Origin of the sequence: Flavobacterium sp. XS2P24 (assembly GCF_030010285.1) — a bacterium.
GTDB lineage: Bacteria > Bacteroidota > Bacteroidia > Flavobacteriales > Flavobacteriaceae > Flavobacterium > Flavobacterium algoritolerans.
Genome location: NZ_JASCRU010000012.1, coordinates 22,134 through 38,115, shown reverse-complemented (window position 1 = coordinate 38,115; position 15,982 = coordinate 22,134). Strand labels below are relative to the sequence as shown.

12 protein-coding genes and 3 tRNA genes are annotated in these 15,982 nt (G+C 31.9%); 10 read left to right on the top strand and 5 right to left on the bottom strand.

Features of this window, described 5'->3' with window-relative positions; genetic code table 11:
* Positions 1-109 precede the first annotated feature (109 nt).
* Positions 110-4,516, bottom strand: coding sequence for a translocation/assembly module TamB domain-containing protein (locus QLS31_RS09680; RefSeq protein ID WP_282743685.1), 4,407 nt, complete (start codon positions 4,514-4,516; stop codon positions 110-112).
* A 225-nt stretch (positions 4,517-4,741) separates the two neighbouring features.
* Between QLS31_RS09680 and tsaD the strand changes: the two genes are divergently transcribed.
* The 8 genes from tsaD to QLS31_RS09640 all read left to right on the top strand — a co-directional run bounded on the left by tsaD (position 4,742) and on the right by QLS31_RS09640 (position 12,705).
* A complete protein-coding gene (tsaD, locus tag QLS31_RS09675) occupies positions 4,742-5,764 on the top strand; it encodes a tRNA (adenosine(37)-N6)-threonylcarbamoyltransferase complex transferase subunit TsaD (RefSeq protein ID WP_121343302.1) in 1,023 nt (340 codons plus the stop codon).
* Positions 5,765-5,767: 3 nt separating this feature from the next.
* Complete coding sequence (locus QLS31_RS09670) at positions 5,768-6,478, top strand: 16S rRNA (uracil(1498)-N(3))-methyltransferase (protein ID WP_282718459.1); 711 nt, start codon at positions 5,768-5,770, stop codon at positions 6,476-6,478.
* Between the two features lie 19 nt (positions 6,479-6,497).
* The gene (locus QLS31_RS09665; RefSeq protein ID WP_282743684.1) at positions 6,498-7,136 is read left to right on the top strand and encodes a DUF4159 domain-containing protein; all 639 of its coding nucleotides are present in this window, start codon (positions 6,498-6,500) and stop codon (positions 7,134-7,136) included.
* A gap of 443 nt (positions 7,137-7,579) precedes the next feature.
* Complete coding sequence (locus QLS31_RS09660) at positions 7,580-8,527, top strand: zinc metalloprotease (protein WP_282743683.1); 948 nt, start codon at positions 7,580-7,582, stop codon at positions 8,525-8,527.
* A gap of 308 nt (positions 8,528-8,835) precedes the next feature.
* Entirely contained in the window at positions 8,836-9,783 is a 948-nt protein-coding gene (locus QLS31_RS09655; protein WP_121341936.1) for a zinc metalloprotease, read from the top strand.
* 77 nt (positions 9,784-9,860) lie between these two features.
* Positions 9,861-10,952 carry an AI-2E family transporter gene (locus tag QLS31_RS09650; protein ID WP_282743682.1) on the top strand — a complete coding sequence of 364 codons (1,092 nt, stop codon included), beginning with the start codon at positions 9,861-9,863 and terminating at the stop codon, positions 10,950-10,952.
* Positions 10,953-10,954: 2 nt separating this feature from the next.
* Positions 10,955-12,136 carry a class I SAM-dependent methyltransferase gene (locus tag QLS31_RS09645; protein ID WP_282743681.1) on the top strand — a complete coding sequence of 394 codons (1,182 nt, stop codon included), beginning with the start codon at positions 10,955-10,957 and terminating at the stop codon, positions 12,134-12,136.
* Between the two features lie 2 nt (positions 12,137-12,138).
* Positions 12,139-12,705, top strand: a complete 567-nt coding sequence (locus QLS31_RS09640) for a hypothetical protein (protein WP_282743680.1) — start codon at positions 12,139-12,141, stop codon at positions 12,703-12,705.
* A 3-nt stretch (positions 12,706-12,708) separates the two neighbouring features.
* Here QLS31_RS09640 and QLS31_RS09635 read toward each other — a convergent pair whose 3' ends face one another.
* The 4 genes from QLS31_RS09635 to QLS31_RS09620 all read right to left on the bottom strand — a co-directional run bounded on the left by QLS31_RS09635 (position 12,709) and on the right by QLS31_RS09620 (position 13,733).
* On the bottom strand, positions 12,709-13,368 hold the full coding sequence (locus QLS31_RS09635; RefSeq protein ID WP_282743679.1) for a M15 family metallopeptidase: 660 nt from the start codon (positions 13,366-13,368) through the stop codon (positions 12,709-12,711).
* A 92-nt stretch (positions 13,369-13,460) separates the two neighbouring features.
* A tRNA-Arg gene (locus QLS31_RS09630) sits at positions 13,461-13,534 on the bottom strand.
* A 23-nt stretch (positions 13,535-13,557) separates the two neighbouring features.
* Positions 13,558-13,632, bottom strand: a tRNA-Pro gene (locus QLS31_RS09625).
* A 17-nt stretch (positions 13,633-13,649) separates the two neighbouring features.
* A tRNA-Ser gene (locus tag QLS31_RS09620) sits at positions 13,650-13,733 on the bottom strand.
* Positions 13,734-13,964: 231 nt separating this feature from the next.
* Here QLS31_RS09620 and QLS31_RS09615 point away from each other — a divergent pair.
* Together QLS31_RS09615 and QLS31_RS09610 are read left to right on the top strand one after the other, a co-directional pair.
* Positions 13,965-15,143, top strand: coding sequence for an acetyl-CoA C-acyltransferase (locus tag QLS31_RS09615; RefSeq protein WP_282743678.1), 1,179 nt, complete (start codon positions 13,965-13,967; stop codon positions 15,141-15,143).
* Positions 15,144-15,216: 73 nt separating this feature from the next.
* Complete coding sequence (locus QLS31_RS09610; protein ID WP_282743677.1) at positions 15,217-15,978, top strand: C40 family peptidase; 762 nt, start codon at positions 15,217-15,219, stop codon at positions 15,976-15,978.
* Positions 15,979-15,982 lie beyond the last annotated feature (4 nt).

Sequence of the window (15,982 nt, the reverse complement as noted above, 5' to 3'; positions counted from 1 at the left end):
ATAATTATGATTTTATGCAGCGATGACTGTTCGAAATATTAATCGCCAGCAACATTAAAATGCATTTTTATTCAGAATTCGTAGTTTTTATATTCAAAAAGACCAACTATTAGTTTTCCTCAGGAAGCAAACCTTCTTGGTTTTTCTTGACCTTTTTGGGAACGGATTTATTTGATTTAGAAAAATTAATATAATCCGGAGACATATCAGAATCTTGATCTTCGGCAACAGGAACAGTAGCTCGGTCTATTTTTAGATTTTTAAAAATTTTATTGACTAGCTCTTTAAAAGTATCAAAATCGACCTCATAAGAAACCCCTAAACCTTGTGTATATCCAATTCCTTGACCTATATAATTAATATCATTCTCTTTATTAAAAAGACGTAAATTAAGTGTTCCGTCTTCATTTACTCTATACAAAACTTCAACATCTCCTACGATTGCTGATTCATTAATCCCTCCAAAAGGAACTCCTAGTTTTCCATTGATAGTAATTCTTTCATTAATTTTTGATGAAATTGTAGCAACAAATCGTCCGTCAGTCTCTTTTCCTATTCTTCTGTCGGCGCCAATAAAATTAAGACCTACTTTAAATTTCTCATCATCCGATTGTATGATTCCACCAAGTATACTAGAAGCTGTCTCAAATAAACTTCCTGAAAAATCAGATTGACTCACTCCTTCCGGACTTAAAAATCCACCAGATGACAATAAATACAAAGCTTGAGTTTGTCTTACATCTTTATCGTTTAATTTATATTGAATTTCTGATTTCAAAACATTACTTACTGTTGGGAATTCAATATTAAAATCAGGTTCCGGACTGGTCAAATCGCCTCGAATACCAATCACTACTTCAACAGGAACTTTAGTGTTAAACGATGAATTATCTAACAATACAGCAGGATTTGCTGTAGTTTTATATACCGCTTCAAGGTTTAATTGTGCTCTCATCGGATTTCCTTCCCAAGAAATAGAACCACCTTTTCTAACAGCAAATTTCTTATCAATAAGTCCTCCATATTTAAAATTATAGGTTCCCTCATACGCCTGGAAATCCCCCCACATATTGAATTTTCCTAAAGTATTTATTTTAAACAATAAAGATCCAAAACCTTTCCCTTTCATTCCATGACCAGTATTTCGATCCAAAATTACTTCTACTTCAGCATCTGGTGTAATATCTAAATCAAACTCTAATTCCAGTCCGTTATAGTTTCTGGAATTATCCGTAATTCCGTTTTCTAGATTGTATTTTTCTTGAGCGGTCACAAAATGTAGAAAAACATTATCACTTACGCTTTCGGCATTATTAATAGGGATTTTAACGGCTGTTCCTTTTTCAGATTTTGCGTCAACTTTTATAAACAAAGAATTTGTTGGACCTTTTATAGTGGCTATACCGTCAATAAAAGCAGTTCCGTAATAAGCGGCATCTTCACTGTCTTGAGTATCTAACGCTAAAAGCCTTTTGGAATTAATGGCTAAATCCAGCTTCCAATCTGCAAAATTATTATGTTCAATACTTCCGTTCAATTTCCCTATCGTTCCGTATTTTGTATCCGTAAGGGTATTATTTCTAAACAGAAATTTTTCATCGGTAAGGTCAATAATGGTATTGTTGCTCAATGCATAATCAACATTCAAATACGGAATAGTTATACCGGCATCGTCCAAAAATAAACGCCCATTAATATTCGGTTTTTTAAGATTTCCTTCAATAGTGGCATTACCGGAAATAGAACCCCTAATATTCGATAAAACCTCCCCGCCAAGCGAGTTAAGAGTTGCAATGTTAAACTTTTCGAATTTTAGTTTTAAATCCAGAATAGTTTCTTTGTTAACTATTTCAAAGCTTCCATTGGCATTAAAAGATTCAAAATTTTTATTTTCTAAATTAGAATTTATGGTAAACTTTCTAAGGCTTTCATCCCCTTCAATTTCAAAATTCAAAGTACCTAAATCTGTTTTATTGACATTCAAATTATCGATTACTATAGAAGATGTAGGCTGATAAACATTATTATTTTGCTTGAAATTTACCTCGCCATTTATATTTCCATGCGTAACAAACTTGTTATTGGCGGGCGTAATTTGGTTTAGATCTACATCTTTAAAGCTTAATTTCAAATCCTTAATATTTGAGCCTTTAAAAGCTCCCATTAACGAAATAGATTGATTTTCATGCGACAATATTATATTGTCAATGTCAAAATTCTTAAATGATTTATCAAAAACAATTTGATTATTTGGCGTTTCATTTTCATTCAAAAACCAAAGATAATCCTTGAATTTAACTTCTGATTTGCTGATTCCAACAACGTTATTATTGTCTTTATTGATGGTATGATATAAATTCAGATTATAATAATCTTCCCCTTTTGAACCGCCTTTAAATTCTGAACGAAAGAACAAAGTATCTTTCATGGTCACATTTATCACACTAAAATCACGAATTTTATAATATTTCGTTTTTATGCTATCCAATTCAATGTAAGCATTATAAAGTGGATTTTTATTATCTACCGTAACTCGGATATTATCAAATGTATTATCAGAAGCTATGATTTGAGGCGAATTAAAATTAAGCTTAAACTCTTGATTATCAGAATTTATATTTCCTTTAATTATAGTATTAGAACCGATTGAAATATCAGGATAAAATATTTCGATGATTTTATTATAAATCGAGAAATTGAATTTAAGAAACTGCCCTTTTTTGACCTTACTTGGTTTGAAATTTGTATAAAGACTTCCCAGAGAATTTTTTACTAAATTCTCCAACTGATTGAATTCATATTTACCTACAATTTCACCTTCAACAATATCCGGAGAATTTACTGTTATGGTTCGGATTCTGTTCTGGTCAAAACTGGAAATTATTGTAAAATCATCAAAGTTGTAAATTCCCTTTGTATTTTGATAAGACGTTTTATTAATGTAAACATTTCCTTGAAAATTCTCTATATTATTTCCCGAAGCTTGCACCACAACGTCCCCTTTGAAAATAGAAACAGAATCTTTTACTAATTTCAATTTAGTTAAATCGGCGTTTTCAACATTTATATGAAAATCGTATCGGCTGTCTTTTTTACTTAAATCCAATAAACCATCAAAAGTCATGCTTAAATTAGGGTCATTTACAGATATTTGACCTTTATAATTAGGACTTTTAAGCGTTCCATTGACAACAATATTGGTATAATTATAATTTTTATAATCGATTTGACTAATATCTCCTTTTATTGCGGTATTAAGATATTCCCGTTTAAAACCTTTTCCGTCTACATCAATATTCAAACTTACACTACCTAACTCCTTTTGATCAAATAATGTCCCGATATCAAAATTTTCTAAAATAACATTCCCTAAATAGGAAGCCTTATCAATTACATCAATATTTTGTATTGCTAAATTAGAAGTCACTTTTCCCAATGCGGTAATCATAGAAAAATCAGCTTCAACTGCAGTAGTTGAAACATTAGAAGTACCTATAGCGGTAAATCTTCCTAATTTTTTTAAAGAAGTAGGTAATTTATTTCCTAGAATATTGGGAAGTATTACAATTAGATCATCATAGCTGGAAGTTAGCTTATCAAATTTGGCATACATCGAAAATTTTTGTCCTTTTTTGGCAAACAAATTTTTAAAATTGATATCACCATTGATTCGCGTTTTACGGTCATCAACTAATTTTAAGTTTTTAAACCTTAAATCATTTAAAGTCCCTTTTATACTTGCTTTGGTATAAAAATGTTGGTTTTTGCCTAATTCTTTATAAAAATAACGAATGTCATTTGAAGCAATTGATGCTGCATCTAATTTTATATCAAACTGAACTTTATCGGTAAAATTAGAAAAATCTTCAATTTTATATTTTAATAAAACAGTTCCTTTCAGCGTTGATTCTTTGGTCAACAAATCAAGATTTTCCAGTTTTATATTCTTTTTCGAATAACTGAATTTGGAACTTAAATTTTTAACATACAAACCACGGAAATCCAAAAACGACATTCTATTAATCATTGTGGTAACATCCGGACCGTATATTTTGAAATCAGTTACTGAAGCATTCAGTTTAGTAAAATCTAAATCCTTAGGATTCTCACGATTGTCATCAGTCAAAATAAAATGACCATCATAAATTTTTAAAGTATTTACTTTTAATAAAAATTTCTTGGTTGATGGCTTTCCAGTTTCAAAAGCTGCAATAAACTTATCGAGATTGGATTGTTTTTCGTTTTTGTACGTTCTCAAATTAAAAAGTAGCCCATGTAAATCTAAATCATCAAAGATTAAATCTCCATCGAGCATTTTTTTACCTTCTAAAATAGTGGTTGAAATTCTATTGGCATAAATTAAAGTATCTTTATGATGATCACGAATCAATACTTTTTTAAACTTTACACCTCCAAAAACTGAAATGGCAACTTCATCAATATTAATATTAGTGCCAAAATCTTTATTAATGCTATTTGTAAAATATTGAGCAATTTTTGTTTGAACAAATGGCATGGTGAGAGTAATACCGAGTACCAACAAAAGTAGGATTAGTCCAAGCAGAGAACGAAATACTATTTTTTTAATTTTTTTGATACCTATATATAATTTAAATTTTCTAATATTTCATTTTGCCTTTGGAAACGGAAGCACCTTAAATAAAAATTCTTTAATTTTGGCTGCTACAAAACGATTTTTACAATCGACTTGTCAAATGTAATTCAAAATCTGTGCCTTTTTATGCAAAATTCCGAGGTTTTTATTCTTGCCATCGAAAGTTCCTGTGACGATACCGCTGCTGCTATTTTACAAAACGATAAAGTGTTGTCAAATGTTGTTGCAAATCAGCTTATACACAATCAATATGGCGGCGTGGTTCCTGAACTGGCCTCTCGCGCGCACCAACAAAACATAGTTCCGGTAATCGATGCCGCACTTCGTAATGCAAATATACAAAAAGAACAGCTATCGGCAATTGCCTTTACACAAGGTCCTGGACTGATGGGGTCGCTTTTAGTAGGAAGCTCATTTGCAAAATCAATTGCTTTGGCCTTGAAAGTTCCATTGATTGCTGTAAACCACATGCAGGCGCACGTTTTAGCTCATTTTATAGATGAAGAAGGATATGAAAAACCTACTTTCCCTTTTTTGGCGTTGACCATAAGCGGAGGACACACTCAAATTATAAAAGTGGACAACTATTTTGAAATGACCGTAATTGGAGAAACCACTGATGATGCGGTTGGCGAAGCTTTTGATAAAAGTGCAAAAATACTGGGTCTTCCCTATCCTGGCGGTCCTTTAATTGACAAATATGCACAATTAGGAAATCCAAAAGCTTTTGCATTTACTAAACCAAAAGTCCCAGGATTGGATTTCAGCTTTTCGGGTTTAAAAACAGCTATTCTGTATTTTATTCAAAAGAAAAAATTAGAAAACCCCAATTTTGTTGACGAAAACCTCAATGATATTTGCGCATCCATTCAACATACGATTATTGAAATTTTAATGGACAAAATAAAATTGGCAGTAAAGGAAACTGGAATAAAACAAATCGCTATCGGCGGAGGAGTTTCTGCAAATTCTGGAATTCGAAACACATTAAAAGAAACAGAGAATAAATACGGTTGGAAAACCTTTATTCCTAAATTTGAATACACTACCGATAATGCTGCAATGATTGGAATTGTAGGTTATCAAAAGTTTTTATCGCAAAAATTTGAAACTTCTTCTGTTGTTTCTAAAGCAAGAATACAATTATAAATTATGCAATTATTTTACAATCCAAATATTACAGAATCTACCAAAACTTTTTCTTTTGATAAAGAAGAAAGCAAACATATTATTAAAGTATTACGAAAGAAAGATACTGATATATTATTTGTAACCAATGGCTTGGGTTTTTTATTTAAAACAGAAATCACATTAGCTTCGGATAGCAAATGCACTGTTAAAATCCTTTCTTTCGAAAAAGCACCAGCCACAAAATTTCATTTGCATTTAGCCGTAGCGCCTACTAAAATGAATGATCGTTACGAATGGTTTCTTGAAAAAGCAACCGAAATAGGCATACATGAAATCACGCCTATCATTTGTGATCATTCTGAGCGAAAAGTCATCAATAATGAACGATTTGATAAAATTTTGTTGGCTGCCATGAAGCAATCTAATGAATTGTATTTACCAAAATTAAATAATGCCATAACCTTCAAAGAATTCATTAAACTTGAAAGAGAAGGTTTAAAACTGATTGCACATTGCGAAGAAACGGATAAAAGAACACTGAAATCAGTTTTGAAACCCAATGAAAATATAACGCTACTCATAGGTCCGGAAGGTGATTTTTCCGAAAAAGAAATTACTTTAGCTCTTGAAAATAACTTTATCCCAGTTTCATTAGGAAATACCAGATTAAGGACTGAAACCGCTGCAATTGTTGCCTGCCATAGCGTAGTTTTTGTCAATGAAGAAGAATAATAACTGATTTTATGCAATTATGAAACAACTATTTTATCTCCTGTTATTGTTTTCAATACCAACATTTTCACAAGAAATTGCTCTGGTAAAATATAGCGGCGGCGGTGATTGGTATGCAAATCCTACCTCTTTGCCCAACTTGATAAAATATTGTAATGCCAATATCAATACCCGAATAAAAACAAAACCATCAACTGTTGAACCCAGCAGTCCTGATTTATTCTCCTATCCCTATGTTCACATGACTGGACATGGAAATGTTGTTTTTAGTGATGCTGACAGTAGTAATCTTAAAAATTTTTTACTCGCCGGAGGATTTCTCCATATTGATGATAATTACGGTATGGATCAATACATACGAAAAGAAATAAAAAAAATATTTCCAAATAATAACCTGATTGAAATCCCATCCAATCATGCCATTTTTCAAAAACCGTATTCATTCCCAAACGGATTGCCAAAAATACATGAACATGATGGAAAACGACCGCAAGCCTTTGGGATATTTGTTGAAAACAAATTAGTATTGCTTTACACCTACGAATGTGATTTAGGAGACGGTTGGGAAGATCCAGAAGTGAATAACGACCCAATTGATGTTCGTGAAAAAGCATTAAAAATGGGCGCAAATATTCTTAATTATATTTTTAATAATTAAGAATTCCGTTTTCAAGTTTCATTTTAGACGGCCTATTCAATATTTAGATTTGAATAGGCGTTTTCATTTAAAACCGTTTCAACAAAAATATATTACACACACAGGTACTGAAAAATATGGAAAAATAACCTCCAAAAGGCTATTTACAGCAAAAAATAAAAACATCAATTTCATATACATTTATGAGATTATTTTATTTAATGACAAAATATCTCTTAAATGAATCCATTATCACTACAATTTTGGAATGTTGAAATCTGGTAGAAAAAAATTTGTATGAAAGTACTTGTAAATTGTAAATCTTTAAAATTAACTCAAAGCAGTAAAATCAATAGAATGATTTATTTTTTAATTTTTTTTTTCAATAAAATTTTTTTTGTGAAAAAATTGTTATAAAATTGTGAAATAATTAACCAAATCTATTAATTTATAACAAATTTTTTATGAAAAAAATTCTTTTATCTGCCGTAGCATTATTGATGCTTTTCTCTTGTCAAAATGAAACAACAGAAGTTGCACCAGAAGCCAGTGTATTGGCACGACGCGGTTGTGCGTCTCAAGAAGTTCTTGAAGCACAATTGAAAGCTGACCCAACTTTAGCTTTAAGAATGAACGAAATTGAAGCATTTACTCAAAAAGCAATGCTATCTGGTCGTTTAGTAAATGGAAAAGTTGAAATTCCTGTTGTAGTAAACGTATTGTATAAAACTGCTGCAGAAAACATTTCTAATGCTCAAATTCAATCTCAAATTGATGTATTAAATGACGATTTTAATGCAACTAATTCAGATTTCAGCAGTACACCTGCTTTATTCTCTGGAGTTGCTGCAAATGTTGGAATCACTTTTGTTTTAGAAACAGTAAATAGAAAATCTACTACTAAAACATCTTGGGGAACTAGAGATGCGATGAAAAAAACAAAACAAGGAGGTTTAGATCCTACTTCACCTACAACAAAACTTAACATGTGGGCTTGTACTATTGGTGGTGGAATCTTAGGTTATGCTCAATTTCCTGGAGGATCAACAACTACTGATGGTGTTGTAATCGATTCAAAATATTTTGGATTATCTGGATCAGGAGCTTATCCTTACAACTTAGGAAGAACAGCTACTCACGAAGTTGGTCACTGGATGAACTTACGTCATATTTGGGGAGATGCAACTTGTGGAAGTGATTTAGTTTCTGATACACCTACACACAACACTGCTAACTACGGTGTACCAGCTTACCCACATTACAGCACTTGTACTGGAACTCCAGTAGAAATGACTATGAACTACATGGATTACACAGACGATAGAGGAATGTACATGTTCTCTAACGGTCAAAAATCAAGAATGGCTGCAATTTTTGTTTCTGGTGGATCAAGAGCAGGTTTCGGAATATAATTTAATTCCCTTTAAAACTTAATAAGAGAGGCGACCTAAAAAGTCGCCTCTTTTTTATTTAAAAGCCTATATATGATTTTATTTTTCGTTTAATGCTGAAGTAGATATTAACTCCATAAATCTTATTTAATAGCATTATATGCTAAAATTGTAAGGTTGAACTATTTAAAGTTCATACCTTAAAAGCATAATTTCAACATCTTTTAAATTATTTTTTAAATAAATGTTTAAAAAATTTGTTTTTAGTAAAAATTGTTATAAAATTGTGAAACAATTAACCAAAACCATTAATTTATAACAAATTTATTATGAAAAAAATTCTTTTATCTGCTGTAGCATTATTGATGCTTTTTTCTTGTCAAAATGAAACAACAGAAATGACTCCATCTGCTGATGCAGTTACAAAACGCGGTTGTGCATCTCAAGAGGTTTTAGCGGCCCAAATGAAGGCTGATCCAACTTTAGCCTTAAGAATGAACGAAATTGAAGCATTTACACAAAAAACAATGTCTACTGCACGTTTAGTAAATGGAAAGGTTCAAATTCCTGTAGTTGTAAATGTTCTTTACAGAACTACTGCCGAAAATATTTCATTAGCACAGATTCAATCACAAATTGATGTATTAAACAAAGATTTTAACGCAGCTAATTCTGATTTCAATAGCGTTCCTGCATTATTTTCTGGAGTTAAAGCGAATGTAGGAATCTCTTTTGTTTTAGACCAAGTAATCAGAAAATCAACTACTAAAACATCTTGGGGAACAACAGACACTATGAAGAAAACTACTTATGGTGGTTTGGCTCCAACATCTCCAACAACAAAATTAAATCTTTGGATTTGTACTATTGGTGGTGGAATCTTAGGATATGCTCAGTTTCCTGGAGGATCATCTTCAACAGATGGTGTTGCAATTGATTCTAAATATTTAGGAACTACCGGAACTGCTATTTATCCTTACAACTTAGGAAGAACAGCTACTCACGAAGTTGGTCACTGGATGAACTTACGTCATATTTGGGGAGATGCAACTTGTGGAAGTGATTTAGTTTCTGATACACCTACACACAACACTGCTAACTACGGTGTACCTGCTTACCCACATTACAGCACTTGTTCTGGAACTCCAGTAGAAATGACTATGAATTACATGGATTACACAGACGATAGAGGAATGTATATGTTCTCTAACGGTCAAAAATCAAGAATGGCTGCTTTATTCGTTTCTGGCGGATCAAGAGCTAGTTTTGGAATATAGTTTTTTAGTTTTTTTAGATTTTAAAACTCGCTACTTGTTAGCGAGTTTTTTTTATCTTTATAACCTAAAATAGCAATATGATTACATCTAAAACCATTTCAAATGGCATTATCAGAGCATTATTAACAACGGTTTTCGTTGGTTTAATTTTGTTCTTCTTCTATAAAATTCAATCGGTTCTAATTTATCTAGTGGTATCTTTTATACTTACACTGATTGGAAATCCTATTTTAGACTTTTTCAAAAAAAGATTGAAATTCAACCATCTATTTGCAACTATTACCACTTTATTTATTTTCATATTGATCATATTAGGGTTTATAATGATGTTTATACCTTTAATTTTATCACAAGGGGAAAACTTATCGCTGCTTAACACTGCTGAAATTGAAAAAAACATAGTTCAGTTAATCAATCAAATCACTGTGTTTTTGGACAATCACCAAATTGATTCCGCACAAGTTTTAAAAGAAGCAAACATTACCTCTAAAATAAATTTCAATATTATCCCTAATTTTTTAAATGCAATTTTAGGTACCATCAGCAGTTTCGGAATGGGATTGGGATCGGTTCTGTTCATCACTTTTTTCTTTTTAAAAGACCGATTAATGTTTATTATTGGTGCTGAAAAATTAATTCCAGACAGTCATGAAGATCAAATTTTGAATTCATTGGAAAAAATAAATCATTTACTGTCGCGTTATTTTATTGGTTTACTGCTTCAATTATTTATTGTATTCCTTTTATACCTTATAGTTCTAGTTATTTTTGGCGTTCCAAATGCCATTGTAATTGCTTTTTTATGCGCGGTGCTAAATATCATTCCGTATATTGGTCCATTGATTGCCTCTTTTTTAGCCGCAATTTTAACTATGATGAGTAATTTAGGAAGTGATTTTCAATCTGAAATTTTACCTACAACAATTTATGTATTAATAGGTTTTTGGATTGTTCAAGTAATTGATAATAATCTATCGCAACCTATAATTTTTTCCAAAAGCGTAAGTTCACATCCTTTAGAAATATTTCTAGTAATCCTAATTGCAGGTTTCCTTTTTGGAATAGTAGGGATGATTGTGGCAGTTCCTTTATACACCATAATAAAAGTGATTGGAAAAGAATTCTTTCCTGAAAACAAAATCATTCAACTATTAACTAAAGATATTTAATTTTGGATTTAAGGATTCTAAATGCCGAAATACAGGCGTTTATCGATAATAATATTGGCAAAAGCATTTCAAAGTTAGCTCTTCAAAAAAATCCCTTTCAAGAAGTGGATTGGATTTCTATTTTGAACCAAATAGAAGCCAAAACAAAAGCTAAAGAAAAACTCCCAACTTGGTTTTCGACAAAAAATATTATTTATCCAATTAAAATTTCAATAGAACAAACTTCCTCTGAAAAAACCGCAGCCTATAAAGCTTCAATTATATCCGGAGAATCTCTAATCGATTTAACTGGAGGCTTTGGAGTTGACGATTTTTACTTTGCAAAAAAAATAAAAACAGTTGTTCATTGTGAAATTAATCCAGAACTGTCAAGTTTGGTAAAACACAATTTTGAGCAATTAAATGTTTCTAATATCACCTGCTATGCTGGAGATAGTTTAGCTACATTAAACACTTTAAATGCAAAATGGGACTGGATTTACATTGATCCTTCCAGACGAAATGACATAAAAGGCAAAGTATTCATGCTAAAGGATTGTTTACCAAATGTTCCTGAAAATATTGATTTTTATTTTACGCATTCAAATGCCGTTCTAATAAAAACAGCACCTATTCTTGATATTTCTGCTGGCTTATCCGAATTAAAACACGTAAAAACGATTAATATCGTAGCTTTAGAGAATGAAGTAAAAGAATTATTATGGGAATTACACAAAGATTATTCTGGAAATATAAACATTAAAACTGTCAATATTTTAAAAGATAAAACAGAAACATTTGATTTTGTTCTGAACGAAAATTGTAAATTCCCGAACTTAAGCTTGCCTCAAAAGTATTTATACGAACCCAACAGCGCTATCATGAAATCGGGTGGATTTGATGAAGTAAGCTCGTTTTATGCTCTAAATAAATTACAAAAACATTCTCATTTGTATACATCAACAGCTTTACTATCTTTTCCGGGGCGCGTTTTTGAAATTCAAAATACATTTCCTTACAACAAAACGGAAATGAAAAGTTATTTAGAAAAAAGTCAAGCAAATATCACTACCCGTAATTTTCCTGACAGCGTAGAAACCATTCGAAAAAAATGGAAAATAAAAGATGGAGGAGATGTATATTGTTTTTTCACAACTGATGAAAATAATCATAAAATAGTTTTAATTTGCACCAAAATATCATAAAAATGAAATACGTTATAACAATAACTTTATTATTCCTCAGCTTGAATATATTTGCTCAAAAACCATGTGAATATAACGCAAATGTTACCGATTCTTTAGGTACTTACAAATCGACAAAAGAATACATGATTAGCGAGAAAAATTTTGCCGGAAATTCCAGTTATATTTTTTATTCTTTGGCATTAACAGATGGAATACCAACATTGAGTGTGCAATTAATTCAAAAAAGCAAAGATTTTTTGAAAGCGAATTGTTTTGATAAAAATTCTAAATTATTTCTACAGTTAAACAATGGAAAAATAATCACATTAATACATATCGATCAAGAAAATTGCGGTACTATGTTACGCGACGATAAAGGATTTGATAATAGGGTTAATTCAGGTATTTTCATGTTTATGAAAGATAGCTTTAAAGAATTAAAAAGCTCTCCAGTGTCCATGATGCGAATTAAATATTTGACAGATACCGAAGATTATGTCTTTAAAAAAGAGTTTAAATCAGAATTAACCAATGAAATTTACAATCCGGAAAACTACTTCATCAATTACTTAAAATGTATTGAATAAAGGCTATTTACATTCCCATTTAGCATTAGAAACTTTATCATTCAAACCTGACTTCAAATTGTAGTGCCACCATTCTGAATCAAAAGAATTAAAACCGCTGCTAGTCATAATTGTTTTTAATAGTATTCTATTTTGTTTTACTACTTCTGAAAGATTTGGATAATTGTGGCCCGCCTCAACTCCAAAAAAATCGAAAGAAGTTCCCATGTCTAATTCTTTTCCATTTCTGTCTACCAAAGTAATATCTACGGCTCCTCCTCTATTGTGAATAGAACCTTTGGCAGGATTTGCAACATATTCAGGGTTAGATACAATTTTCCACATTTTTTTCTGAATGTCCAAAGGGCGGTAACAATCAAAAATTTTGATTTTGTATCCTTTTTCCAAGAATTTTTTATTCACATCAACTAGTGCATTAACAGTTTTTAAACGTAAAAAACATTCCGCACAATCATACACTTTTGCTTTCAGGAAATTATCAGACGTTGCATACTTCATATCATACACAAAATCTTGACTATACTCTTTTAAATTTACAAATGTAGTATCATTGATACTTGTAGAATTCCTTTCTTGACCAGCAGAAACAATAGTTTGCGATTTACAGGAAACAATACATAAAAAAGAAAGCAGAAGTACAAATGGTTTGAAGTAGGAAGTCATAAATGCTATTTTTTATAAAAATAGAATAAATAAAGGGATTTCAGGAACTATAAAAACAAAAAAAACGATACTATTTCTAGTATCGTTTTAAGTGAAGGCAGAAGGATTCGAACCTTCGACCGCCTGCTTAGAAGGCAGGTGCTCTATCCAGCTGAGCTATGCCTCCATTGCTCATGTAAAAAAAATTAGTCGGGGTGGCAGGATTCGAACCTGCGGCCTCCTGCTCCCAAAGCAGGCGCGATAACCGAGCTACGCTACACCCCGAAAAGAAAATTAAAAAGCGGAGGGACAGGGACTCGAACCCTGGCACCGATTACTCGATGACAGTTTAGCAAACTGCTCCATTACCACTCTGGCACCCCTCCAAGCTCAAAGAAACGTGTCCTGTTTTGCGGTTGCAAATTTAAGACATCTTTACGTTTCTCACAACTATTTAAGACCTTTTTTTTAATATTTTTTATCATTTTTACAAAAACACTTCACAATCAAATATATAGAATAGAAATAAATTTAAAAAAAGATAATGGCAAAATCAAAATTTGAAATTGTTTAAAAAAGATTAAATTTGCTTCATAAACCAACATTATAAAAAAGTCATGAACAAAAGAGTTGTTATCGTTTCTGCCGTTAGGACACCTATCGGAAGTTTTATGGGGGGATTATCTACAGTTACTGCTCCAAAATTAGGAGCAATCGCTATTAAAGGTGCTTTAGATAAAATAAAGTTAGATCCAAATTTAATTGATGAAGTATTCATGGGCAATGTAGTTCAAGCCGGTGTAGGACAAGCTCCTGCAAGACAAGCTGCACTATTTGCCGGTTTACCAGATTCAGTTGCCTGCACCACAATAAATAAAGTATGTGCTTCAGGAATGAAAGCAGTTATGTTAGGCGCACAAGCTATTCAATGCGGTGATGCCGAAATTGTAGTTGCCGGTGGAATGGAAAACATGAGTTTGATTCCACATTATATGAATTTAAGAAATGGAACTAAATTTGGCCCTGCAACCATGATTGACGGAATGCAGAAAGACGGGCTTACTGATGCTTATGATAACAGCGCTATGGGAGTGTGTGCTGACTTATGTGCTTCAGAATATAATATTACAAGAGAAGATCAAGATAACTACGCAATTCAATCGTATGAGCGTAGTGCAAAAGCATGGGATTCAGGAAAATTTGACAATGAAGTTGTTCCTGTTCCTGTTCCACAAAGAAAAGGAGATCCTATCATCGTTTCTAAAGATGAAGAATTCACGAATGTGAAATTAGATAAAATACCATCATTGAATGCCGTTTTCACAAAAGATGGAACTGTAACAGCAGCTAATGCATCAACAATAAACGATGGAGCAGCAGCAGTAATATTAATGAGTGAGAAAAAAGCAATCGCTTTAGGACTAAAACCTTTGGCTTACATCAACGGATATGCTGATGCCGCTCAAGAACCTAAATGGTTTACTACAAGTCCTGCAAAAGCAATTCCTAAAGCATTGGAAAAAGCTGGAATAACGATTAATGATGTAGATTATTTTGAATTTAATGAAGCATTTGCCGTTGTAGGTTTGGCTAATTCACAAATTCTTGGATTAGAAGACAACAAAGTAAATGTAAATGGTGGCGCTGTATCTTTAGGACATCCTCTTGGTTGTTCAGGAGTTAGAATCATTGTTACGTTATTAAATGTTTTAGAACAAAACAATGCTAAAATTGGTGCTGCTGCAATTTGCAATGGCGGTGGCGGTGCTTCAGCAATTGTTATTGAAAGAGCTTAAATAATTATAGATTAAGAGTTATAGTTTTTTTCAAGTCTATAACTCTTAATTCTTAACTCATAAAAGAACCTAAATGTTCGGAATTTGTAATCTAGCCATAATCCCACTTCGCTTTGAACCTAGTGACAGAAGCGAAATCGTTTCTCAAGTTTTATTTGGTGAACATTTTGAAATTTTAGAGCAATTGAGACAATGGTCCAAAATCAGAATGCAATATGATGATTACGAAGGTTGGATAGATTCTAAACAATTACAACTGATTTCCGAAGCCAGTTTTAATCAACTATCTTCTGAAGCTATCATTTTAAATGCTGATTTAATAGAATATATTACCGCACCAAATAATTTATTGATACCCATTCCGCTTGGTTCCTCTTTATCTTTTATACATCATAATGAGATAAATATTTCGAATTTTGATTTTGAAGGAACTAAAACCAGTGGAGAAAAAAGCAAAGAGAACTTAATAAACACTGCTTTTATGTATTTGAATGCTCCTTACCTTTGGGGAGGAAAAACTCCTTTTGGTATTGATTGCTCGGGTTTTACCCAAATGGTATACAAACTCAATGGATACAAATTATTGAGAGATGCCTCTCAACAATCAACACAAGGGGAAGCATTAAGTTTTATTGAAGAAAGCGAACCTGGAGACTTAGCATTTTTTGATAATGAAGAAGGCAACATTATTCATGTAGGAATCATAATGGCCGATAATTACATCATTCACGCCAGTGGAAAAGTACGAATTGATCGCATAGATCATTTAGGAATATTTAATGCTGAGACAAATAAGCATACTCATAAATTAAGAGTCATCAAAAAAATAGTATAAAAAA